Genomic DNA, 23,130 nt, shown 5'->3' with positions numbered 1-23,130 from the left:
AGTCAGACAGGCTTTTCCAGACGCCGCATTTTGTTAAAAATGCCAAATAAATCACATCAGGCATACTTCGTGCATTAACAGGGTTGCACAAGGTTGCAACATAGAAGATATTGCTTGCCATAAAGATAATGAATTCACCTGAACCTTTTCATATGGAGTGGTTGCGCATGGGTATGACAACGATGGGCGTGAAGCTGGACGAGAGCACACGCGACAGGCTAAAAGAGGCGGCGCTTAAAATTGACCGCACGCCGCACTGGCTGATTAAGCAGTCGATTTTTTCCTATCTGGAACGTCTGGAAAATGGCGATGCTTTGCCGGAGATCCCGGCGCTGAACGGCGCCACTGCTGGCGAAATCGACGAGGCTGCATTACCGGCGGTTCAGGAAACGCATCAGCCGTTCCTTGATTTTGCCGAGCAGATTTTACCGCAGTCGGTCAGCCGTTCCGCCATTACCGCCGCCTATCGTCGTCCCGAGCCTGAAGCGGTTTCTATGCTGCTGGAACAGGCCCGTTTACCTGCCCCGCTTGGCGACGCTGCGCTGAAACTGGCCGCCGACATCGCCACAAAACTGCGTAACCAGAAGAGTGCAAACGGTCGCGCCGGGATGGTGCAAAGCCTGTTGCAGGAATTCTCCCTGTCTTCTCAGGAAGGCGTGGCGCTGATGTGTCTCGCCGAAGCCTTATTGCGTATTCCGGACAAACCAACGCGTGACGCGTTAATCCGCGACAAAATCAGCAACGGCAACTGGCATTCTCATCTGGGCCGCAGCCCGTCGCTGTTCGTCAACGCCGCCACCTGGGGTTTGCTGTTCACCGGTAAACTGGTGGCGACACATAACGAAGCCAGCCTGTCGACATCCCTCAACCGCATTATCGGTAAAAGTGGCGAACCGCTGATCCGCAAAGGCGTGGATATGGCGATGCGTCTGATGGGCGAACAGTTCGTGACCGGTGAAACCATCGCCGAAGCGCTGGCCAATGCCCGCAAGCACGAAGAAAAAGGCTTCCGTTATTCCTACGATATGCTGGGTGAAGCGGCGCTGACGGAAAAAGATGCGCAGGCGTACTTGCAGTCTTATCAGCAGGCCATTAATGCCATCGGTAAAGCCTCTAACGGTCGCGGCATTTATGAAGGCCCCGGAATTTCCATCAAACTTTCCGCCCTGCATCCGCGTTACAGCCGCGCGCAGTACGAACGTGTGATGGACGAGTTATACCCGCGCCTGCTTTCCCTGACCTTGCTGGCGCGCAGTTACGACATCGGCATTAACATTGATGCCGAAGAAGCTGACCGTCTGGAAATCTCTCTCGACCTGCTGGAAAAACTCTGCTTCGAACCGGAACTGGCTGGCTGGAACGGCATCGGCTTTGTGATCCAGGCTTATCAGAAACGTTGCCCGATGGTGATTGATTATCTGACCAATCTGGCACAACGCAGCCGTCGTCGTCTGATGATCCGTCTGGTTAAAGGCGCGTACTGGGACAGCGAAATCAAGCGCGCGCAGGTTGAAGGTCTGGAAGATTACCCGGTGTATACCCGCAAGGTTTACACCGACGTTTCTTATCTGGCCTGCGCCCGCAAACTGCTGGCGGTGCCGAACCTGATTTATCCGCAGTTCGCGACGCACAACGCCCACACCGTGGCGGCCATTTATCAGCTGGCGGGTAATAACTATTATCCGGGTCAGTACGAGTTCCAGTGCCTGCACGGCATGGGAGAACCGCTGTACGAGCAGGTTGTCGGTAAGATTACCGAAGGCAAACTGAACCGCCCTTGCCGTATTTATGCACCGGTCGGCACGCACGAAACGCTGCTGGCGTATCTGGTGCGTCGTCTGCTGGAAAACGGCGCGAACACTTCATTCGTTAACCGTATCGCCGATGCCACATTGCCGATTGAAGAACTGGTTGCCGATCCGGTGCTGGCCGTTGAAGCGCTGGCCGCCAGCGAAGGTCAGGTCGGATTGCCGCACCCGCGTATTGCCCTGCCGCGTAATCTTTACGGCAGCTCTTATGGTACAGCACGCGTGAACTCCGCCGGTCTGGATATGTCCAGCGAGCACCGTCTGGCTTCCCTTTCCAGTGCCCTGCTGCAAAGCGCCAGTCATCCGGTGAAAGCCCAGCCGATTATCGATGCCCAAACTGACGACGGCGAGTTCCTGCCGGTGCGCAACCCGGCGCAAAACAGCGACATCGTCGGGTACGTGCGCGAAGCCACGGAAGCTGAAATCAGCCGTGCGCTGGACGCTTCTGCCGCCGCCGGTGCCATCTGGTTTGCGACGCCTCCCGAAGAGCGTGCCGCAATCCTGCAACGCGGTGCAGAACTGATGGAAGCGCAGTTGCAAAACCTGCTTGGCGTGCTGGTGCGTGAGGCCGGAAAAACCTTTAATAACGCCATCGCCGAAGTGCGTGAAGCCGTGGACTTCCTGCATTATTACGCCGGTCAGATCCGTGAAGATTTCGCTAACGACACCCACCGTCCGCTGGGCCCCGTCGTATGTATCAGCCCGTGGAACTTCCCGCTGGCCATTTTCACCGGTCAGATTGCGGCGGCACTTGCTGCCGGTAACAGCGTGCTGGCAAAACCGGCTGAACAGACGCCACTGATTGCTGCATTAGCCGTGGGCATTCTGCATGAAGCCGGTGTTCCGGCTGGCGTATTGCAACTGCTGCCGGGTAAGGGTGAAACCGTCGGTTCGCAACTGGTGAATGACGAACGTGTGCGCGGCGTGCTGTTTACCGGCTCGACAGATGTCGCAGGTATCCTGCAACGCAACATTGCCGGTCGTCTGGATCCGCAGGGGCGCCCGACGCCGCTTATCGCCGAAACCGGCGGTCTGAACGCGATGATTGTCGATTCCTCCGCACTGACCGAACAGGTGGTGACGGATGTGGTTGCCTCAGCATTCGACAGCGCCGGTCAGCGTTGTTCCGCCCTGCGCGTATTGTGTATTCAGGACGACGTAGCCGATCACACGCTGCAAATGCTGCGCGGTGCGATGGCGGAATGCCGCATGGGCAATCCGGAACGTCTGTGTACCGATATCGGCCCGGTGATCGACGCCGAAGCCAAAGCGGGTATCGAAAAACACATCGATGCGATGCGCGCCAAAGGCCGCACCGTGTATCAGGCGTCGCAGGAATTTGCTGCCGATCAGCAGGAATGGCCGCACGGTACCTTTGTGAAACCTACGCTTATCGAGCTGGAAAGTTTCGATGAGATGAAGAAAGAAATTTTCGGACCGGTACTGCACGTGGTGCGTTATGCCCGTCAGGATCTGGATAAGCTGATCGGTCAGATTAATGCGGCCGGTTACGGCCTGACGCTGGGTATTCATACCCGCATCGATGAAACCATTCATCGTGTCACGCAGCAGGCGCACGTCGGCAATATGTACGTGAACCGCAATATGGTCGGCGCAGTGGTTGGCGTGCAGCCATTCGGTGGCGAAGGATTGTCGGGCACGGGCCCGAAAGCCGGGGGGCCGCTGTATCTGTATCGCCTGCTGAGCAGCCGTCCGCAGAATGCCGTGCAGCAAACGTTGCTGCGTCAGGACAGAGAGCTGCCGCTGGATACGTCCGTACGCGAAGTGCTGCTGGCACCGCACCGCGCCCTGCAACAATGGGCAACGGAGCAGAAACACCGCGAGGAGTTAGTGGCAGTTTGCGAGCGGTTCGCGCAGACCAGTCAGGGCGGCACATTGCGCACCCTGCCGGGGCCGACCGGCGAACGCAACACTTACGCATTGCTGCCGCGTGAACGTGTTCTGGCGCTGGCCGATAATCAGGAAGATGCGCTGACCCAGCTCGCAGCAGTAACAGCTACCGGTTGCCGAATTCTGTGGCCAGATGCACCGCTGCAACGCGACCTGTTCAATACCCTGCCGAAAGCCGTGCAGGAACGCGTTGATTTCACCAAAGACTGGCAGAACGACGCGCTGGTGTTTGATGCGGTGGTTTATCACGGTGACGCCGATCAGCTGCGCGAACTGTGCCAGACCATCGCCCAGCGTTCCGGGCCGATTATCTCGGTACAGGGTTTTGCGCGTGGGGAAGACAACATCCTGCTGGAACGTCTGCTGCATGAGCGTTCATTAAGCGTGAACACGGCGGCGGCGGGCGGGAATGCCAGCCTGATGACCATCGGCTAACCACGGGTAAAACATCAGGAAAAACTGACGTGCTCCTTCCGCTGATTATTACGGCAGGAGCACGATTTTTTGTACCGCAACTGCGTTCTGAGCCCTGTTCCGGTGGCGATTTGCCAGCCGGTAATGGTGTAAACCGAAAGGCGCTCGATCAGTCCGACCGGTAAAATATCCAATAAAACAGCAACAGATAACCGGATATTTACTCCTTGCTCACCGTATCAAGATACAGCTGACTGCCCGCCACGTTCTGACTCGCGCCCTTCACGTTGTCACGGATTGCCACCAGCAATTTGCTCTGTAACGCCACCACGAACGGTGAACTTTTTTGCAGCTCACGCTGTAAATCGGCGTACAGCGCCTTGCGTTTTTCCGGGTCAGATTCTGCGGCAGCGGCGCGTGTCTGTTTGCTGATTTCCGGGATCACCCACTGAATACGCTGAGCCAGCGTTTTCGGGCCATTCGGCACGTTATACGCAAAGGTGCTGGCGTTGGTATTAGGATCGAGATAATCCGCGCCCCAGTAGGTGAAGATGGACTGGAATTTGTGCGCCCGCATACGGGTCAGCACGTCGCTTTCTACCAGCGGATGTACCACTAAATTGATGTCGGCTTTGGCAAAACTGGCCTGCAATGCCTGCGCGATATCAGAATATGGCGGCTGATTAATGACGATTAAATCGATTTTAGTGCCCGGCGCGATACCGCCTTTGCTGAGAATGGCTTTGGCTTTCGCCACATCATATTTAAACGGCTGGTCATCAATGGCACCGGCCAGACCGTCTGGCAGGAAGGTCTGATGAATACCGTACTGGCCTTTGAGCAGGTCAGTCGAAATCCCCTGATAATCCACCAGCCAGCGGGCGGCTTCCCATAACGCCGGATTCGCCAGCGCCGGTTGAGTGGTATCGCCGACGTTAAACGCCAGATAGAACACTTTTGCTGCCGGGAACTGCGCGACATGCACGCCCTTCTCTTTTTGCAGCGAGCTGAACTGGTCTGCCCCCAGATCATACGCGACGTCCGCATCTCCGTTCAGCACCAGCAACCGGCGGGTGGACGGGTCACCGACGTTTTTAAACAGCACGTTTTCAAGTTTGGCTAACGGCTTTGCGTTCTGATTTCGCTTGAGGATTAACGCCTCATGAGGCACATAGTTGCGCACCTCAAACGGACCGCTACCTGCTGAACGCGAACGCAGCCAGCTGTTGCCGAAATCGTTCTGTTCGGCATGTTCTTTCAGCAGTTTACTGTCCACGATACCGGCGACAGGCGCGGATAAGATACTCAGCACTAACCCGCTGCCGATATCGGCAGGCCAGCTGAGCTGCACTTTATCGCCGCTCAGTTTTTTCAGATTGCCGTCGACGTTCTCCTGCGTCCAGCCCAGTTCCCCCAGAATAAATGACGGGCTTTTATTGAGTTTGACCACGCGGGTAAACGAGTAAATCACGTCGTCTGCGGTCAGCGGATTGCCGCTGGCAAATTTCTGGCCGGGCTTGAGGGTAAAGATCAGGCTGTGTCCGTCCGGCCCCGGCTGCCAGCTGGCGGCAGCATCGGGATCCAGCTTATCAGGATGCTGACGGTCAGACGCCACCAGCTGCTGATACAGATTGACCAGATTACCGGAGCTGACCGTTTCAAAACTTTCAGCCGGATCCAGGCTGATAATACCTTCGAGAGAACCGGCCACCACCAGCGTATCCGCAGGCGTTGCGGCGTCCACGCGGGTAACCGCCATCATGAGCAAAAATAACAGGGAAGGAACACGGACTTTCATTGAGGTCATACTCCACAGGTGAAAAGGCAATTTTTTCGAGTGTAGAGTGTCGGCGGCACCGCCAGAACCATGAAATAACGCTATGTATTTCAGGAAAATAGATTAAGACGCTGGATTACGAAAACAGAACCGGGAATGAAGGATTGTACCAACGGGATATGTGGCGCACCGCAATACGCCCTAAGTTATTGTGCCCTGCCTTACTGATAGTTCACGATCACCTGATTGCTTACCACCCGCAGCGGCGTATTCAGCGCACCGGAACCGGGCACGAAATACACGAATCTCAGCGGGGAAATGGCGGCCTGACCGTAAAAGGATTTCGTCATTCCGCCTTCGGCATCCAGCATCACGCAGTGATTTTGCGTATTACACAACTGCACCTGTAAGCCCGCCGGTCTTGCGCCGAACAGTTCATATTTCCAGCTGATGCTGGTGATGGTCGCTGACGTCCGCTGTCTGACGGGCGCGGAGCGGGTCGCTGCCAGTGCCGCCGAGGACATCATCACACCGCGATTTTGCAGCGTGACGCCGTGGCGGGTGTCAGACCATGAGCCTGTCGCGGCCATCGCAGACAGACTCAGTGTTCCCAGCAGCAACATCACCAGGCGGCGCATATTATTCCCCGCCGATGGTGGCAGTCATACGGATCTGACGGCTGTCGGTCATTTCCAGATTCGACATCACCACGATATTTGGCAGCGAACGGCGCAGGAAGCGCGACAACAGCGGACGCAGCGCATGATTGACCAGCAGAACCGGCGGTGCGCCAAGCATATCCTGACGCTGTAACGCGGCTTCGGATTGGGTCAGCAACCGTTCGGCCAGCCCCGGCTCGAGGCCTCCCCCGCTTTGTAAGGCCTGTAACAGCAGGCGTTCCAGCGAGGTATCAAGGCCGATGACCTGCACTTCGCCATTACCCGGGAACCATTGCTGAGTGATGGCTCGTCCCAGCGCAACACGGACCACGGACGTCAGTTCGTTCGGATCCGGCTGATTCGGCGCGTACTCTGCCAGCGTTTCAACGATGGTACGCATGTCGCGGATAGAGACCCGCTCGGAGAGCAGATTCTGCAACACTTTATGCATGTTGGTCAGGGAAATGACGCCCGGAATGAAATCTTCCGTCAGCTTCGGCATTTCTTTGGTGACGCGCTCCATCAGTTCCTGCGTTTCCTGACGGCCAAACAGCTCTTTAGCGTGCAGGCTGATCAGGTGATTGAGGTGCGTCGCGACTACGGTACTGGCTTCCACCACGGTGAAGCCCTGAATTTGTGCCTGTTCGCGCATGGCGGGTTCAATCCACACCGCCGCCAGCCCGAATGCCGGATCCACCGTCGGTTCGCCCGGCAGTTCGCCAATCGCGCTGCCCGGGTTAATTGCCATCCAGCGCCCCGGATGTGCGGTGCCGGTGCCAATTTCCACGCCTTTCATCAGAATGCGATAGCCCGCTGGCGGCAGTTCGAGGTTGTCGCGGATATGAATGACCGGCGGCAGATAGCCCATTTCCTGCGCGAATTTCTTACGGATACTGCGGATACGTCCCAGCAGCTCGCCGTTCTGCGCAAAATCCACCATCGGGATCAGGCGGTAACCCACTTCCATCCCCAGCGGATCTTCAAGCTGCACGTCCTGCCAGCTGGCTTCCACCATCTGTTTGCCGCTTTCAGCCGCCGCCGGAACTGCTTCTTTCGCCTGAGGTTTTTTCTGCTCCTGTCCGCGCGTCCACCACGCCAGTGCTAACAGACCGGCAGTAAACATCAGGAACACCAGGTTTGGCATTCCCGGCACCATACCGAGCAAGCCCAGAACACCGGCGCTCAGCATCATTACGCGTGGATTGCGGAACAGCTGGGTGACCATCTGCTCGCCGACGTCTTCGTTGGTACCAACGCGGGTGACGATAACACCGGCAGCGGTGGAGATAACCAGCGCAGGGATCTGCGCGACCAGACCGTCACCGATGGTCAGCAGGGTGTAGCTTTCCGCCGCATGACCGAGATCCATACCGTGTTGCAGCACACCGACCAGCAGGCCACCGACCACGTTAATGATCATTATCATCAGACCGGCAACGGCGTCACCGCGCACGAATTTACTCGCACCGTCCATCGAGCCGTAGAAGTCCGCTTCCTGCGTCACGTCGCTGCGGCGTTTTTTCGCTTCGTCTTCGCCAATCAGACCGGCGTTAAGATCCGCGTCGATTGCCATCTGTTTACCCGGCATCCCGTCGAGCACGAAACGCGCACCCACTTCGGCGATACGTCCGGCACCTTTGGTGATAACCATGAAGTTGATCAGCACGAGGATGATAAACACCACAATACCGATGGCGAAGTTCCCGCCGACCAGGAAGTGGCCGAAGGCTTCGATGACCCGTCCTGCTGCCGCGCCGCCGGTGTGACCTTCCATTAAGATCACACGCGTCGAGGCCACGTTCAGCGAAAGACGTAATAAGGTGGAAAACAGCAGAATGGTCGGGAACGCGGCGAAGTCCAGCGTACGCTGGGTGAACATCGCCACCAGCAGCACCATGATGGAAAGTGCAATGTTGAAGGTAAACAGCAAGTCGAGGATGAACGGTGGCAACGGCAGCACCATCATCGACAGGATGATCAGGATAAGAATGGGGCCTGCCAGCACCTGCCATTGTCCGGACTTAAAGTTGGCGGGTAAACGCAGTATCGCGGCCAGATTAGCCATGGGTATCACTCTCTCCTGCTGCAAAATCCAGGCCGTCAGGCACTGGCAAATGTTGAGGTTTTTTCGGGATCAGACCACCTTCACGCTTCCAGCGTTTGAGCTGATAAACCCAGGCCAGCACTTCCGCCACAGCCGCATATAATGCCGCCGGGATCTGCTGACCAATGTCACTATGCCGGTAAAGCGCACGTGCCAGAGGCGGCGCTTCCAGCATCGGAATTTTATGTTCGGCACCGAGTTCTTTGATGCGCAGCGCCACTTCACCTGCACCTTTCGCCAGAACCTTCGGCGCACTCATTTTGTTTTCGCTGTACTGCAACGCGACGGCATAGTGCGTCGGGTTGGTGACAATCACGTCGGCCTTCGGCACATCGGCCATCATGCGGCGTTTTGCCATGGCACGTTGCTGCTGACGGATACGTCCTTTCACGTGCGGGTCGCCTTCCTGACTTTTATGCTCGTCGCGGATATCCTGCTTACTCATGCGCAGTTTTTTCAGGTTGCTCCAGATTTGCCAGAACACGTCGAATCCGACCATCGGCGTCAGTCCGAGTACCACCATCAGTCCGCAGAACACCACCATATTCAGTGCTTCACCGAGCGCCGGGATGGTCGGTTGCGCCAGCAGGCGCATCATGTCCGGCCATTTATGCCACAAATACAATCCGGCGACGGTACCTACCAGTAATGCTTTGAGGATGGCTTTCAGCAGTTCGGCCAGCACCTGTCCGGAGAATAAACGTTTGAAACCGGCAATCGGATCCATCCGGCTGAATTTGAATTCAAAGGATTTACCGCTGAACATCAGGCCGCCGAGCAGTAACGGTGCAGCAAGGGCGATCAAAATCAGACCGCCGATCACCGGCAGTAACGCCCAGACCGCGCGTCCGAGCAACGTCGCCATCTGCTGCAAAACCTGACGGTCATCGCTGACCATGCCGTGATCGAATTTCAGCCCCTGAGAAATCATCACGCCAAGCTGGCGAGCCATCGATTCACCGGACATCCACAGCAGCGTTAAACCGCCGCCGAGCATCAGAACGGACGTCAGTTCGCGCGAGCGCGGGATTTGCCCTTCTTCACGTGCTTTTTCAAGCCTGTGTGCGGTGGGGGCCTCACTTTTTTCGAGATCGCTTTCTTCAGCCACCGGCGGTTCCTGTCAGCATTTACCCGGCGCATAAAAACGCGACAGGCACAATTTCAGGCTTAGCATGACAAACATCAGCAGGTTCGATGGGGAGAACAAAGGGAGGTTTTGAGGTCTTTTCCCTAAATCAAACGGGACGGCGTGCCTGGTTCAGGAAAGTGAAAATAGCGTAGGGTGCTGAGTCGTCGCCGGTAAAATTTACATTTGGCTATTTTGTGACAATCACGGAAATATCATCGCGCCGGACGCTTATGATTTACCCGCCAGTCAGACGGGGCTCGCGTAATAGGAATAATCCTGGGATCCTCTAAGATTGATAAACAAAACAATTAATTATGGGGCCTGTTTAAATAACTTTTAAATTAAACGACGCAGGCAAAAAAACTAATTTCATGCATAATGATTTCCTTATTACATTATATTTTTGGGATCTAAATCCCGAAATTTAATTACATAAGCCGGCGAATAATACATAGTCTGAATAATTCATTTGCTGAATGTATAATCTAATGCTTAAATAGCTCACCATCGCGTATGAAGCACAACAACCTGTAAAATAAAAGAATTGCTCAAAGGATTAGGACAATGGCAGGGAGAAAATATCTCACTCATTTGGAAATTGAGAAACTGGTCGCCGCAACTGCGGTCGGAAAGAACGCAGTCAGAGATAAATGCATGTTATTAATGTGTTTCATTCATGGCCTTCGCGTCAGTGAATTAATAAAGTTACGGGTAAACGACATTGAGCTGGCAACGAATATAATTCACATTTCCCGGCTGAAAAATGGTTTTTCGGTTCATCACCCGTTACAAATCCGCGAGGTAAAGGCAATTAAAGACTGGCTGAAAGTCCGTTCGCAATATCTTGATTCAGACACTGAGTGGTTATTTCTCTCACGACACGGTGGTCAGATCTCCCGCCAGCAGATCTATCGTTTAATACGCAACTATGGAAAGCAAGCCGGTATCAATGTCAATGTTCATCCTCATATGCTCCGCCATGCCTGCGGGTTTGCGCTGGCAGATAAAGGATGTGACACCCGGCTGATTCAGGATTATCTCGGCCACAGAAATATTCAAAATACCGTTATTTATACGGCAAGTAATGCAGAGCGGTTCAGGGCCATCAATATTTAGCCGTGTTGATCTGCGCCCCAAACGGAAATGCCCGCTTTTAATTATGAAGGGGCATTTCCCCCCGCCCGCAGACCTCTCCCCTTCACGGCCTGTTCATCACCTTTTTGAAGACTTTTTCTAAGACCTGTTTTTTAGCACATGTTTTTCAACATCAGGAACAGCTCGGAATCGGTTTTCACTCCCAGCTTACGCATCGCATTGCATTTGTGCGCACTGATGGTTTTGATGCTCAGCTGCTTAGCTTGCGCAATTTCACGCAGATCCATGCCGTTATAAAGATGTCGCAGCACCTCAGTTTCGCTTCGCGTGATCCGCGCGGAAACCTGAATGTTTTGCTCAGTCAGACGCACCAGGTCGCAACAGATCCGCGGGCTTAAAACGCGCTTTCGGGCAAATGCCTGTCTGAAATAATCCTCTGTGTCGCTCAGCGATTCACCGCGTGCAATCAGACTGATATTGCGCTGGTTTACCAGCTTACGCAGTTCGTTGCCGTTATGGCAAAGCGTATAGACCACCATATTCAGACGGGGAAATTGCTCACTGAGATTTAGCAGAATATCCAGCCCCTGGTGCAGGTTTTCCTGCGCGCTTTGCAGATCCGTCACCAGAATATCCACGGACTGATACATCAGGGCTTCTGAGATTTTCTCCAGACATGTCTCTTTCACGCGGATATCGCAGCCGCTATCAATGGACTTGATCAGTGATGACAGTCCGGAGAGCGTCAGCGGCTGGCTGTCCATCAGCGCCACGGCGCGGGTCGATGTATGAGTATGATGCATAACTCTCTTGCTCCTTGCTGCCGGGCGTCATTTCCCGGCACCGTTCCATTTGCGGATGCCCTTTTGCCACCGGGATTAATGGCTGGCAGCCGGACCAATCTTCGCCATCCATGTGCCCTGGGCAAAGAGTTCACTGTCATTGTGAAAACCCAGTTTCATCATCGCATTGCGCTTATGCGTGCTTACCGTGCGGATATCGCGATGCAGCGTCTGCGCGACGCTGGAAACGCTCATGCCCGAGAAAAGACAGGTCAGCACCTCCAGTTCACGGGCGGTGAGTGCCGGGTTTTTCATCGCGGTGGTCGTCACCAGCCTCTTGGCTTTCGGACTCAGCCACTGTTCCCCGCCGGCCATCACGTCAAAAACACATTGCACCAGCGCCAGCTCCGGCTCGTGTTTAAGTAACACACCGTTGGCCGGAGAGGACGCCAGCAGTTCCAGCACGCGGTGATCGCTGAAATCAGTACAGATGATGATTTTCATCTCAGGATGTGAATCTTGCAGATGAGCCAGCAAGCGCAGGCCATCAAGCACCGATTCCTTTTCGCCGCAGATGTCCATGATAAGCAGTGCCGGCAGCGAACGGGCGATGGCCGCCGGAATACCCGCAAGGCGTTGTACATAATTAACGGATTTTGTGATGCCGCAGGAACCGGTCAGTACGCGCTTCATGCCCAGAGCAGTAACGGGACAAGCGTCCATAATCAGTACGCCTTCCGCCGGTAAATTTGGGCGGAAAGCGTCAGGGGTAACATGACCCGGCGTGAGGTTTTCGACACTGTTCATCATAGCTTCCTTGTTTTCTCAGTCACATTCCCGACAGGGACATAATCCGGTACAAAATCCTTATTTTCCTCAGTTGCTGAGCGTTCGGCTTACTGGTAGGTAAACGTGACTTGCACGCTGCCGACAATCGTCCCCGGCGTCACCTTCCCCTGCGCGCTGTACGCCCGGGCACGCATATCGAACGTGGTACTGCGGGTGGCGGTGTCAATGTTCTGAACTTTCTGCGCCGCGTTTCCCAGTGCCGTACCGTCGCTGGTTTGCAGCTGAATTTGCACCTGCGTGGCGCTGCCGGTGTTGGCGTACATGTCGCTCTCAGTCTCATCCGGTGTCCCGTTGACGGTCATGGTGGCTTCGGAGGTCGAGGCCGGACACGCCGTCAGCGCAATCGAGAAAGGTTTCCAGTCTGATGATGAGCCGGCCTCTGCCATCGACGAGGCCAGAATCTTCTGCCCCAGATCCACATTCATTCCGCCGGAAGGCAGGCTGATCGTGCACGGCGACGCTTTAATATTGCCGGTGATATTCAGCACGGTGTCCGCGCTGGCGGGTTGCCACAGCGTGCTGGCCGTCAGCCCCAGTCCAAGCGCCAGAAACAGCGCCGGTGCTTTTCCCTTAGTGATTACAAATGCCGTTAAGCCTTTCATCTTGGTGATATTCCCTTACCGGTCACGTCCCGGAATTACTGTATTTCTGCGCGGATAGTCGCGGTGGCGGTGAAATCACCGGTGCCCGGCTCTTTGCCACTGGTGTTAATCGGAAATAAGTTAATCTGCGACGTGCCCACCTGAGAGGCGTAATCCATCGTCAGCGGTAAGCGGCCGCTGAGCGGTGCCACGGTGGCGCCCGCGCTGTCCTGGATCCTGACACCCACATCGGCGTTAGTGGTCGAGAGTGCGGTCGGATCGTTGGCATCCGGCGTTCCCTGGAAAGAGAGGCTGACATTGACGCCTTCAGAAATATTGGTGCAGGCCACGTTGAAATTGACGTTTTTCGGCGTGAAGTTTTTCGCCATCTGACCTTTGGTGGCGATATCGCCCGACAAGATGTCGCCAAACGGTACCGTGATCACGCCACCGCCATTGATAACGCACGACTGTGGCACCGTCACTGTGCCGCTCATCCAGACGGTCGAGACAGGAACGGCCGACTGCGTCGTCGCATCAGAAGCGATATACACATCCACGACTTTGGTCAGCGGAATGGTTTGAACACCGACAAAAGGCCGGCGGAAATAGAGTGAAATGGTGCCGCGTGCGCCGGTGGCATAAGGATATCGGGCGCAGCTGGTGGCGGTATTCTGGTTACTGACACTGGTGAACGGCGTCGATTTATAATCGCCAAATCCCCCGGCGATATAAACCTGACTGGCCACGGCCAGAAACTCGTTGATACTGTAATAATTCAGGTTACCGTCGGTGTACGCCAGCCCGGTATCCGGTACTTTTGCGGTCACGTAACCCCCGACGTAGCTGCCGGTGCAGGAACAGGTCACATTGTAGTTACCGCTGAGGTTCCACTGATAGGCGTTGTTGACGATCTTTCCGGCCGTGTTTTGGGTCGGGTCGGTTAACAAATAACTCATGTTGAACGTATAGGATTTTGTCCCATCCGTCGGGGCGCAATCACCTGCCTGCGCATTGGCGCTCAACATGCCACCGGCCAGCATCAGCCCGAACAATGCGCCCTTCTTACCCCCGGACACGCGGCGGAGGATTGGCTGGCGTGGTGAAGTCACGTCTGTTGATAATTGATTCATACGATCGGTCATGTCCATGTTCCGCCTTACCGGCAGTCTCCGTTAATAAGTTGAATACCCGACGTGGCCGGTTGTTCAGGCAGGCGATAGTTCACCTGACAGGACTGCGCCGCTGAATTACCCCATTTCACTGTCAGCGTGCCGCTGTCGGACATGCCTGACAGATAAACCTGGCCGCCGTCCCCGACAATGCTGCTGTTCTCCTTGTCCCCGTTGTTCACGCCGGCGGTGGCACCAAATGGCACCGGCTCGCCGTTGGCGCGGGTCAGTGTCATCAGCACGCGCTGACCGATGTTCGGATCAAAGTCTGCACGCACCACCGCGCCACGCGTCGGGATCACCGTGGTACTGGTCAGCGTCATATCGACGTCGTCCGGCAAGGTTGAGGTATCAAGGGAAATCTGGTTACGCCGGTACGCCGTGGCGTAAGGCACCACCGCATAGCCGCGCCAGTCGGTTTTAACCCCGGTATTGCTGGCGATGCTGACATCGTCGGCGCCCGGCGCTTTCACCAGCACCACCGTTTCACTCAGCGGTTGCGAGAAGGTCACGCCATTTTCGTGCAGTAAAATGCCGCCCTGCAGACCGTAATCCATACGGCGCTGGCTGCGGTCGTAGCCGTAACCGGCATTCACTTCGCCGTATCCGCCTTTATAGTCGGCGCTGGCATAGCCGTTCGCACCCTGCCCCTGCGTGGTGTAACCCTGACTGATGTTGTAATTCAAATTGTCGTCACGCAGCGCCGTACCGCTCAGGCCGACGTTATGCGAAGTATTGCCGTTTTTACTGCTGTTGAGGTTATAGGTGGCGTAACTGCCCGGCAGCCATTTGCTCAACGGCACGCTGATATTGACGGCCACAATCTGATCGGTGTAATAGGTCCGGTTGCCGTTGCTGTCCGTGCCATTGCGGTTATAGGTGTAGTTAACCCCCCAGGAAATGCCTTCCCAGGTGTTGTTGTAACCCACGCTGCCCGACTGGGTTGACCGGTTGTTATTCCAGTATTCTTCTTTCACCAGACTCAGCGAAAGCGCACCGCCCTTTTCCCACAAGTTCTGACTCAGGGTCAGTTCAGCGCGGCTTTTCTTATGATCGCTGTAATACCCGCTGCCGCCGGAGTAGCTTTCCAGCGCTTCCTGCAAGGTGTAAAAACCGGCTGTGGAATAGCGGTAGCTGGCCAGGCTGAAGTTGGTGCCTGACTCAACAAAGCTTTTGCCGTAACGCAGACGGTAAGACTGACCGCTGTCTTTTGGCGCGTCTTCCTGTTTGGTCCAGGCCTGCGTCACATCAGCGGAAAGCGCACCGATGCTGCCGAGGTTTTGACCCAGCCCCATCGCCACCGACTGGTATTTGCTGGCCGCCTGCAAGCCGCCATACACCGTCGCACCGTGCGATAAACCATAAATCGCGGTGCCCTGAGTGAACGGCGTCTTTTCGACGTTATCGTTATACGAGCGGTACTGACCGCTGGTGAAGCTGTATTTCAGATGTCCTTCGCGCTGAAGCACAGGCACCGACGCAAAAGGCACCACCATATTTCGCTCACTGCCATCGGCTTCTTTAATCGTCACATTCAGGTCGCCACTGCCCGCTGTCGGATAGAGATCTGAAATGGCAAAAGGCCCGGCAGGCACGTAACTCTGGTAGATGACATATCCGTTCTGGCGGATGGTCACCTGCGCATTACTGTTCGCAATGCCACGCACCACCGGCGAATAGCCTTTCATGCTGTCCGGCAACATGTCGTCGTCGGAGGCCAGCTGTAAACCGCGAAACGGCACTGTATCGAACACTTCGGTCGGCGAGTTACTGTCGCCTAACGTCAGCTGACTCCGCAGCGTCTGAATATCACGTTGCAAATAGGTATTGATGGAATCCCAGTGGTCAGTGCCTTTGCTGTCGCGGTTCCAGGTGGAATAGTTACGCAAACGCCAGACACCCAGGTTCGCCCCGGAACGCAGATTCAGGTAATAGGTATTGCTGTTACGCGTGTCGTTTTCACGCGCTTCAGTGTTCGCACCGCTGAAGCTGTAGTTCATCAGCAGCGCAGGAATACCCGGATCCCATTTGTCAGGAGACACGTAACCGCGCGCCTGCGAATTCAGCGCCGCCTGGGGAATGCTCAGATCCAGCCGTTGCTGATCGAAGCGGAAAGCAGCAGAAGACTGCGCTATCGCACCGGTAAAATTGGCACACTCGTCTGTCGCCTGGATGCCGGGGAACATGCCAATCTTCACGCCCATATCCCGCAGCAGTTCGCCGCTCAGGCAGGGCTGCAGGCTTTGTTTACCCGCCGCATCCGTCGTCAGGGTAAATTTAACGTCGCGGGTATCGACCTCTGAACCATTCAGATAAATATCAACACGATAAGTGCCTGGCGGCTGTAAATCCCCCTCTTCGAAAATCGACAGATCCGCATTTCCCTGTGCAGGATTATCGATTTCCAGTAAGGCCGGGTTGAAATATTCCGCTGCGCTGGCCAGATGCGTTCCGCCCATTAACATTGCTATCTGGCACGATACCAGCCAGGCAAGCCGGGAACGCGTAAAGCCGGCCGAATGATGACTTTTCGTTTTGTTCTTCATTGTGTTAATTCCATGTTGCAACGCAGCCAGAATTTCTGGCGCTACTCCCTCGCCGTCCTTATTTACCGCCGTGACAGGCTTCTGCTGGTCATTAATTCAGGTCAGAGACTGGCAATAAAAGGTTTGCTGGTGCCGCCGTAATCGTTGATGAATTGCCAGCTCAGTGAGCCGCCGGTGACGCCAGCCGGTAAGTCAAAAGTGGCATCAGACTGCGGTGCGACCATGGTGACGTTCTTCATCGCGCTGCCATTGATTTTCACGTTGAAGAAAGTGATGTAATGCGCCGACGGATTGGTCACCTGAATGCGGTTACCGGTGCGTTTCCATGTCAGCGTTTTAGCGGACTCTTCCAGCGTACTTTTCACGCCTGACGGGCGAAAAATCAGCTTGATGCGCGTTTTCACGGCAATCTGCAGGGTGTTTTCCCGCTTCTCTGCGGAAGGAATCGATTTGATATTCAGCCAGTACAGCGACTCTTTGGTCTCAGGCAAATCACCGCCCGCACGCACTACGCGCAGAATGTTTTGCTGATTACCGTCAAGGCGGAATAAAGGTGGCGTCACGATGAACGGCGCTTTGTCAGCCGGTGCTGTTTTGCCGTTTTCAGCGCCATCCACCCAGGACTGGATCAGATAAGGCGTTTTATCGGGGTTACTGATATTGATGGAGGATTCTTTCTTGCCGCCGTCATAAATGAGACGCGTGCCGCCGACCACGACCCCCGCCTGTGCGGCCATGCCGAAGGTCATTAATAATGCTGCCACCGCTGTAGCGCGCCATGTTTTCATGGTGTCCCTGCCTGTCTTAACCATTCAAATAGACCAGGGGGATGCACTCCCCTGGTCTGACTTAATTCAACTGAAGCGAATCAAAAGGCTTATTGATAAACCACGGTGAACTGAGTCACGCCGTTTGCATCACCCACGGTGACTGAGTCAGTCAGGGAGATGTAACGGGCGCTGAAGTCCAGGTTGTTAGGACCGGTGCTGACCAGCGGATAAACAGAGGAGTCTTCGTACAACGGAACCACTTTGTTCTGGTTGTCAGAAATCTGAATACCTACGCCTGAAGCAGTGCTGTCACCGGCAGTCAGCGCCAGCACGGTGTTGTCACCAGAAACCTGAGTACCGTCGAAACGCACGGTCGCACCGGTCACGGTGTCAGGGCAGTCGGTCAGAACTAAAGTGAATTTTTTGGCAGCGGCCAGTGAACCCGCAACAGGGAACGCGGTACGGGCGATATTACCCAGGAAGACATCCTGGTTTTGAGAAGCAGTATCGATCGTACAAGCTGCATCTGTGATAGTGCCAGTGAAGTTAACGGCGCCATCTGCTGCAAAAGCAGAAGAAGCGAATACAGAAGAGGCGACCAGGGCAACAGCAAGAAGATTCTTTTTCACGAAATTTTTCCTATTAACATAATGCACATCGAAACACCTTTCCCGGTGTCCGAATTAGTTTTGACAAAACCATCTGTCATTCCTTTATTTAGTTCATGAGGTTCCACCCCACTTAATAAGCCGCCGGACGGGTTTAACCCCGAAACCCAAACGATTCATTTTGAACTAAAGTGACTCCTTTGGTTTATTGTGCTAAATAGGGAATGTCGTGAAGAATTTAATGCTTTCAAATGATTAATTTATGAAATTAAACTGAAGTGTTGGCAGGCGGAATGAGAATGGCGTGAGAAATCAAGCGAAGAGGATATAAGAAAAAACCGAGAGACTTCCGGTGTGCTGAAATAACAAATTAACTTGTAAGTAATTGAATTTAATATTATTTAAATAAACTTCTGCGGAGGGGTGCACTCAGTATTGACAGAAATTTACCGGCTGATTAGAGTATGCTCCAATTTAGTTCAAAATGACTCCATTGAAACAATTAATTACAGGTTAACTACCAGACTTCTTTAAATCTTTTGGCGTTGCTCGCCGTATATAAAACCGTGTTCTGAATATTACGATGACCTAAATAATCCTGAATTAAGCGGGTATCAATCCCTCTGTCTGCCAGCGCAAAGCCACAGCCGTGTCTTAACATATGCGGATGAGCATTAATAGTCAGATTAGCGGCCTGACTATAATTTCTAATTAACCAGTAAATGCGCTGTCGTGATAATTTTGAACCGCGATTAGAAAGAAACAACCAGTCGGAATCCGCACCACGGTATTGCTTTCTTTTATTCATCCACAGCATTAACGATTTCCTTTCCCGCATATAGAGAGGATGAACGGTAGAGAAGCCATTTTTTAACCGGTGGATGTAGATATTATTGCCTTCCATGTCGATATCCGAGAGCCGCCAGCTGCTGATTTCACTGACCCGGCAACCGTGGATAAAACACATCCAGATCAGGCAATAATCCCGTTCTGCGTGCCTTCCGCGCAACGTAGCCTCAAGCAGTTTCTCAACTTCAGACGGAGTCAGGTATTTACGATTTTTCATAGTGCCTCTTCATGTTCATGGTGTCCCGGATAAGTATTGATTTCAGTGGCACTCATCATTCAACACTTTTCCGAAAATGGAATTAGTGATCGCCTGCTGCACAGCGGTTCATTAATTCATCGTTTAATCACAGGGGTTTTTAATATCCCTGCGTGTTTAAAGCCCTCCTTAAAGTGATGCGTATAAAGTCAATTCACTCATTTTCAATATACGTCCTAAACCAAACGCCATCAAATAAAAGGAAATACAAACCAAAGCCTTATGATTATCACCACTGACGATTAAGTTTATATCATATTCGCCATAACGGAGGCGTAATTTAAAATAATTCACGGTTTTTAAACCATTGTGAATTATATTTAACCTGTCACGGACGTGGCAATCAGCATGGCGTATTTTCGCATTAACCCTTTAATACCCTCTCAATTCGGGGGCTACGAAGGCGTTTTATCCTGCCTGTGGCAGGAATTTTTTACAAGGAAATTTCTGAGGCTTTTTACGCATTTTCAGAGCGGGCGAGGATTTTATTTCAGGGGTATAGCTTAACATCCGAAAGTTGTGCCAAATATTCGGTGATCTGGCAACCACAAGTCGTTTTTTACCGGCTACGGCGGGGATAAGTAAAGCAGGAACAACCTGAGGTTGCATAAAAGCAAAAAAAAACAGGACGCAATGCGTCCTGTTTTGGCCAGGCTGAAGATAACAGGGGATCAGGCGGAAAGACCACCGTCCAGAATGAGAGTTTGTCCTGTCATGTACGTGCTGTCTTCACTGACCAGCCACGCCACCGCGCCTGCCACTTCGTCCACCTTTCCGAAACGTTTCATCGGAATCGTTTTACGCAGCGCCGCCAGCTTGTCTTTAGGCATATCAGCGAGAATTTCGGTGTCGATATAACCGGGCAGCAGGCAGTTAACCCGAACGTTAAAGCGCCCCAGTTCTACCGATAACGTCCGCGCCAGGCCGATCATCGCTGCCTTACTCGCCGCATAAGCACTCTGGCCACTGTTACCCTTTATGCCCGTCACCGACGACATCATTACCACCGAACCACCGCCCTGCATCATCATCGGTTCAAGTAACTGGCTGTTCCAGTAGAAGATGGCGTTTAAGTTGGTGTCCATCACCTTGCGCCAGTTATCGGCGTTCTGGTGAATATGCAGCGCATCAAGGGTGATACCCGCATTGTGTACTACGGCGTGCGGCGCGCCGTAGCGTGCCAGCAGGTCAGTGGCCAGACGCGTAACCGCCTGCTCATCACGCCCGTCGCACTGATGACTTTCGACCCGGCCGGGCAATCCCGCACAGGCCAGTTCCACCTCATGGGCGGCGCTTTCGCCCTGACACCAGGTAAACACCACATTCCATTCTTTCGCCAGACGCTGCACGGCGGCGCGTCCGATCCCCCGGCTGCCACCGGTGATTAAAATCCATTGATTTTCCATGACTTCTTTCATGGCTTAGTGGCTTTTTCGCTGAGATACTGGCACAGCTCACGCACCGTAATGTTCACGTTATCGACGAACAAATCGGCCTCGATGGTGACCCCAAACTCTTTCTTCGCCAGCACCATCAGTTCAACATAATCCAGGCTGTCGAGTTTGAGCTGATACAACGGCATGTTCGGGGTCAGATCTTCCTGTTCCAGATCCTTCGCGTCACACAGCATCTCGCAAACCTTGCTGTAAACCTCATCATAATTCGCCATGTTTTATTCCTTTAAGTGAGTCAGTTGTCTTTGTTTTTTTTGAAAAATCAGTGTGTCATTCAGTCAGCGGTCCGGTTTTAAGCGTGACTGCGACGGACATCAGCGGTTCACCGTCCTGCCATGCCTGAATGCCTGCCAGCAGCACCATCCCGCGCTGTTTTTCGCCCATGACCAGCGTCGGCCGGATGGCGTAATGTATCGCGCCGAAACGCTGTCCCTGTTCTGTCTGGGTCAGTAATCGCGGGGAAAAATGCGTTTCATGATGCGTCTGCACCACCTGTACCAGAGTAAAAATGTCACCCAGACTGTTCGCCTGAACCGACGGCAAAAGACTGTGCACGGTTTCCAGCGTCTGCGGGGCGTTCACCAGTTGACGAAACAGCACGGCGTCAAGAAAGCTCCACGCCGGAACCACCGGGCTGCCGACAGCCAGAAACTGCGTATGCAGCGTTGCCAGTTCCTGCGCGCCCAGCGTATTCATCTGCGTGACCGGCGGTAACACCAGCGCATCCGTCGCGATCAGTTTGCTGCTGATGCTGGCCTGCTGTGTCTGCACATGACGCAAACTGGCGCTCAGCTGCACCCCGTCATCACGCAGCGTTTCGCGCACCGGCACCTGATACAGCGTGTCGCACAACACCGGTTCGCGCAGACGGCTGGTAAACATCAGTCCCTCTGCCCTAACCCCGTGCTTTTCACGCGAGGTACTCAGCGCCGACTTCATATCCAGCATCGCGCGCATTCCGTGAACGCATAATCCGGTCAGACCAAGACGCTGCGCCTTGGCAGCGTCAAAATGGATCGGATTGTAATCACCGGAAAATGCCGCCCAGCGTTCGGCGTCCGACAGGCTGTAACGCAGAGTGTCAGCCGCCAGCATTATTTCCCCCTTCCGATCACCAGCGCGGCGTTCGCCCCGCCGAAACCGAAACTCAGGTTCAGCGTGGTGTTCAGTACCGCCGGACGATGCACATTGGGGACGTAATCCAGATCGCACGCTGGATCGGGCGCATCAAGATGGCAGGTTGCGGGCATGATCTGATGCTCAAGCGCCTGCAGGCAGACGATGGATTCAAAACTCCCTGCTGCCGCGATCAGATGTCCGGTATAGGATTTGGTACTGGAGCACGGCGTGGCGTAAGCCGCCGATTCGCCCAGCGCAATCTTGATCGCTTCGGTTTCGTTGAGATCATTGAGCGGCGTAGAGGTGCCGTGCGCATTGATATAATCCAGATCGCTGGCAGCAATACCGGCCTGCGCCAGCGCATGGCGGATGGTTTGCACCCGCGCAATTTTGTCTTCGGCTGGCGCGGTAAAATCAAAGGCATCAGAGAAATTGCCGTAACCCAGGATCTCACCGAGAATGTTTGCGCCGCGCGCAAGGGCAGATTCCCGTTCTTCCAGACACAGCACCGCCGCACCTTCGCTGAGCACAAAACCGTTGCGATGCAGGCTGAACGGGCAACAGGCGCGGGTGATTTCTTCCTGTTCACTGGCCAGCGCGCCCAGCACGTCAATATTCCATACCGCCGAATCAGAGCGCAGAGATTCTCCCGCGCCCGCCAGCATCATGCTGGCCCGGCCATTGCGGATCAGTTCGAACGCATCGCCGACCGCGATGGTTCCGGTCGCACAGGCCGCGACCGGCGTGTTCTGATAGCCACGCAGCCCCCACAGCAGACTCACAGCCGCCGTGGCGGAATTCGGCATGGAGAAAAAGCAGCCAAAAGGAGATCCCATACCGGTACGCAGATAGTCTTCGTAATGCAGCTGAGTTTCATCCTGCCCCGCCCAGCCGGTGCCCATAATGACGCCGCAGTCGCGCAAATCGTAATGTTGCTCCGGCTTGTCATCGCCAAACGCCATCTGCATGGCTTCCCGCGCAGAGGCCAGCGTCAGCCGGGCATAACGCGGCAGGCGGCGGCGGATTGCCGCGGGCACGCCTTTGAGCGAAGGTTCATGATCAATCAGGCCATAAAAACGCGATTTAATCCCGGCAGCTGATTTGTCGCAGTAGCGGTAGCCGGGGGTGTAATCCATGATCGCGGCCCAGCTTTCGGCGGAGTTCAGCCCCAGCGGGGTCACCGCACCGTAACCGGTCACGACCACCCGACGCGGCCTGTCTGCCGTCTGTAAAACATCCTTTTGCAT

General features: G+C 54.5%; 18 protein-coding genes. 2 read left to right on the top strand and 16 right to left on the bottom strand.

The genetic code is table 11. The features are described from left to right. Positions 1 to 167 precede the first annotated feature (167 nt). The gene (putA, locus tag EC840_RS02790; RefSeq protein ID WP_132963930.1) at positions 168 to 4,154 is read left to right on the top strand and encodes a trifunctional transcriptional regulator/proline dehydrogenase/L-glutamate gamma-semialdehyde dehydrogenase; all 3,987 of its coding nucleotides are present in this window, start codon (positions 168 to 170) and stop codon (positions 4,152 to 4,154) included. A gap of 199 nt (positions 4,155 to 4,353) precedes the next feature. On the opposite strand, the gene EC840_RS02785 is transcribed toward putA, so the two are convergent. The 4 genes from EC840_RS02785 to flhB form a co-directional block, all read right to left on the bottom strand. Continuing rightward, the gene (locus EC840_RS02785) at positions 4,354 to 5,931 is read right to left on the bottom strand and encodes an ABC transporter substrate-binding protein (protein WP_132963929.1); all 1,578 of its coding nucleotides are present in this window, start codon (positions 5,929 to 5,931) and stop codon (positions 4,354 to 4,356) included. A gap of 200 nt (positions 5,932 to 6,131) precedes the next feature. Next, positions 6,132 to 6,548, bottom strand: a complete 417-nt coding sequence (locus tag EC840_RS02780) for a flagellar protein FlhE (protein ID WP_129638705.1) — start codon at positions 6,546 to 6,548, stop codon at positions 6,132 to 6,134. Between the two features lies 1 nt (position 6,549). Continuing rightward, positions 6,550 to 8,634: a flagellar biosynthesis protein FlhA gene (gene flhA, locus EC840_RS02775; protein WP_112287876.1), complete on the bottom strand. Its 2,085-nt coding sequence runs from the start codon at positions 8,632 to 8,634 to the stop codon at positions 6,550 to 6,552. Beyond that, positions 8,627 to 9,781 (bottom strand): flagellar biosynthesis protein FlhB, encoded by a 1,155-nt coding sequence (gene flhB / locus EC840_RS02770; protein WP_120162748.1) that lies wholly within the window; start codon positions 9,779 to 9,781, stop codon positions 8,627 to 8,629. The genes flhA and flhB overlap by 8 nt, the downstream gene beginning before the upstream one ends. 585 nt (positions 9,782 to 10,366) lie before the next feature. Here flhB and EC840_RS02765 point away from each other — a divergent pair. Beyond that, a complete protein-coding gene (locus EC840_RS02765) occupies positions 10,367 to 10,918 on the top strand; it encodes a tyrosine-type DNA invertase (protein WP_129638704.1) in 552 nt (183 codons plus the stop codon). A gap of 131 nt (positions 10,919 to 11,049) precedes the next feature. Here EC840_RS02765 and EC840_RS02760 read toward each other — a convergent pair whose 3' ends face one another. From EC840_RS02760 to EC840_RS02705, 12 genes are all read right to left on the bottom strand, one after another. Then, positions 11,050 to 11,700, bottom strand: coding sequence for a LuxR C-terminal-related transcriptional regulator (locus tag EC840_RS02760; protein ID WP_112287873.1), 651 nt, complete (start codon positions 11,698 to 11,700; stop codon positions 11,050 to 11,052). A gap of 75 nt (positions 11,701 to 11,775) precedes the next feature. Continuing rightward, positions 11,776 to 12,486, bottom strand: a complete 711-nt coding sequence (locus EC840_RS02755) for a response regulator transcription factor (protein ID WP_240783301.1) — start codon at positions 12,484 to 12,486, stop codon at positions 11,776 to 11,778. A gap of 89 nt (positions 12,487 to 12,575) precedes the next feature. Continuing rightward, a complete protein-coding gene (locus EC840_RS02750) occupies positions 12,576 to 13,130 on the bottom strand; it encodes a fimbrial protein (protein ID WP_132963928.1) in 555 nt (184 codons plus the stop codon). Positions 13,131 to 13,165: 35 nt separating this feature from the next. Further along, positions 13,166 to 14,254: a fimbrial protein gene (locus EC840_RS02745; RefSeq protein ID WP_243701001.1), complete on the bottom strand. Its 1,089-nt coding sequence runs from the start codon at positions 14,252 to 14,254 to the stop codon at positions 13,166 to 13,168. 14 nt (positions 14,255 to 14,268) lie between these two features. Continuing rightward, a complete protein-coding gene (locus EC840_RS02740) occupies positions 14,269 to 16,827 on the bottom strand; it encodes a fimbria/pilus outer membrane usher protein (protein WP_112287869.1) in 2,559 nt (852 codons plus the stop codon). Between the two features lie 101 nt (positions 16,828 to 16,928). Beyond that, positions 16,929 to 17,615, bottom strand: coding sequence for a molecular chaperone (locus EC840_RS02735; protein WP_112287867.1), 687 nt, complete (start codon positions 17,613 to 17,615; stop codon positions 16,929 to 16,931). A gap of 89 nt (positions 17,616 to 17,704) precedes the next feature. Next, positions 17,705 to 18,226 carry a fimbrial protein gene (locus tag EC840_RS02730; RefSeq protein WP_112287866.1) on the bottom strand — a complete coding sequence of 174 codons (522 nt, stop codon included), beginning with the start codon at positions 18,224 to 18,226 and terminating at the stop codon, positions 17,705 to 17,707. Between the two features lie 496 nt (positions 18,227 to 18,722). Then, positions 18,723 to 19,271, bottom strand: a complete 549-nt coding sequence (locus EC840_RS02725; RefSeq protein ID WP_095922315.1) for a tyrosine-type DNA invertase — start codon at positions 19,269 to 19,271, stop codon at positions 18,723 to 18,725. Between the two features lie 710 nt (positions 19,272 to 19,981). Further along, positions 19,982 to 20,716, bottom strand: a complete 735-nt coding sequence (locus tag EC840_RS02720) for an SDR family oxidoreductase (protein ID WP_132963927.1) — start codon at positions 20,714 to 20,716, stop codon at positions 19,982 to 19,984. An 8-nt stretch (positions 20,717 to 20,724) separates the two neighbouring features. Further along, entirely contained in the window at positions 20,725 to 20,979 is a 255-nt protein-coding gene (locus EC840_RS02715) for an acyl carrier protein (protein ID WP_132963926.1), read from the bottom strand. A gap of 55 nt (positions 20,980 to 21,034) precedes the next feature. After that, positions 21,035 to 21,859, bottom strand: coding sequence for a MaoC/PaaZ C-terminal domain-containing protein (locus EC840_RS02710; RefSeq protein ID WP_132963925.1), 825 nt, complete (start codon positions 21,857 to 21,859; stop codon positions 21,035 to 21,037). Continuing rightward, entirely contained in the window at positions 21,859 to 23,130 is a 1,272-nt protein-coding gene (locus EC840_RS02705; protein WP_129638698.1) for a beta-ketoacyl-[acyl-carrier-protein] synthase family protein, read from the bottom strand. The genes EC840_RS02710 and EC840_RS02705 overlap by 1 nt, the downstream gene beginning before the upstream one ends.

The sequence above is a fragment of the Rahnella sp. JUb53 genome (genome assembly GCF_004346065.1).
Classification (GTDB): Bacteria; Pseudomonadota; Gammaproteobacteria; order Enterobacterales; family Enterobacteriaceae; genus Rahnella; species Rahnella variigena.
Note: the sequence above shows the minus strand (reverse complement) of the source record. Positions and strands in the feature narration are given on the sequence as shown.

Excerpts from the sequence above, each read along its gene's own strand:
- putA (WP_132963930.1), top strand. The coding sequence starts at position 168 with ATGGGTATGACAACGATGGGCGTGAAGCTGGACGAGAGCACACGCGAC.
- EC840_RS02785 (WP_132963929.1), bottom strand. The coding sequence starts at position 5,931 with ATGAAAGTCCGTGTTCCTTCCCTGTTATTTTTGCTCATGATGGCGGTT.
- EC840_RS02780 (WP_129638705.1), bottom strand. The coding sequence starts at position 6,548 with ATGCGCCGCCTGGTGATGTTGCTGCTGGGAACACTGAGTCTGTCTGCG.
- flhA (WP_112287876.1), bottom strand. The coding sequence starts at position 8,634 with ATGGCTAATCTGGCCGCGATACTGCGTTTACCCGCCAACTTTAAGTCC.
- EC840_RS02765 (WP_129638704.1), top strand. The coding sequence starts at position 10,367 with ATGGCAGGGAGAAAATATCTCACTCATTTGGAAATTGAGAAACTGGTC.
- EC840_RS02760 (WP_112287873.1), bottom strand. The coding sequence starts at position 11,700 with ATGCATCATACTCATACATCGACCCGCGCCGTGGCGCTGATGGACAGC.
- EC840_RS02755 (WP_240783301.1), bottom strand. The coding sequence starts at position 12,486 with ATGAACAGTGTCGAAAACCTCACGCCGGGTCATGTTACCCCTGACGCT.
- EC840_RS02750 (WP_132963928.1), bottom strand. The coding sequence starts at position 13,130 with ATGAAAGGCTTAACGGCATTTGTAATCACTAAGGGAAAAGCACCGGCG.
- EC840_RS02745 (WP_243701001.1), bottom strand. The coding sequence starts at position 14,254 with ATGACCGATCGTATGAATCAATTATCAACAGACGTGACTTCACCACGC.
- EC840_RS02740 (WP_112287869.1), bottom strand. The coding sequence starts at position 16,827 with ATGAAGAACAAAACGAAAAGTCATCATTCGGCCGGCTTTACGCGTTCC.
- EC840_RS02735 (WP_112287867.1), bottom strand. The coding sequence starts at position 17,615 with ATGAAAACATGGCGCGCTACAGCGGTGGCAGCATTATTAATGACCTTC.
- EC840_RS02725 (WP_095922315.1), bottom strand. The coding sequence starts at position 19,271 with ATGAAAAATCGTAAATACCTGACTCCGTCTGAAGTTGAGAAACTGCTT.
- EC840_RS02720 (WP_132963927.1), bottom strand. The coding sequence starts at position 20,716 with ATGGAAAATCAATGGATTTTAATCACCGGTGGCAGCCGGGGGATCGGA.
- EC840_RS02715 (WP_132963926.1), bottom strand. The coding sequence starts at position 20,979 with ATGGCGAATTATGATGAGGTTTACAGCAAGGTTTGCGAGATGCTGTGT.
- EC840_RS02710 (WP_132963925.1), bottom strand. The coding sequence starts at position 21,859 with ATGCTGGCGGCTGACACTCTGCGTTACAGCCTGTCGGACGCCGAACGC.
- EC840_RS02705 (WP_129638698.1), bottom strand. The coding sequence starts at position 23,130 with ATGCAAAAGGATGTTTTACAGACGGCAGACAGGCCGCGTCGGGTGGTC.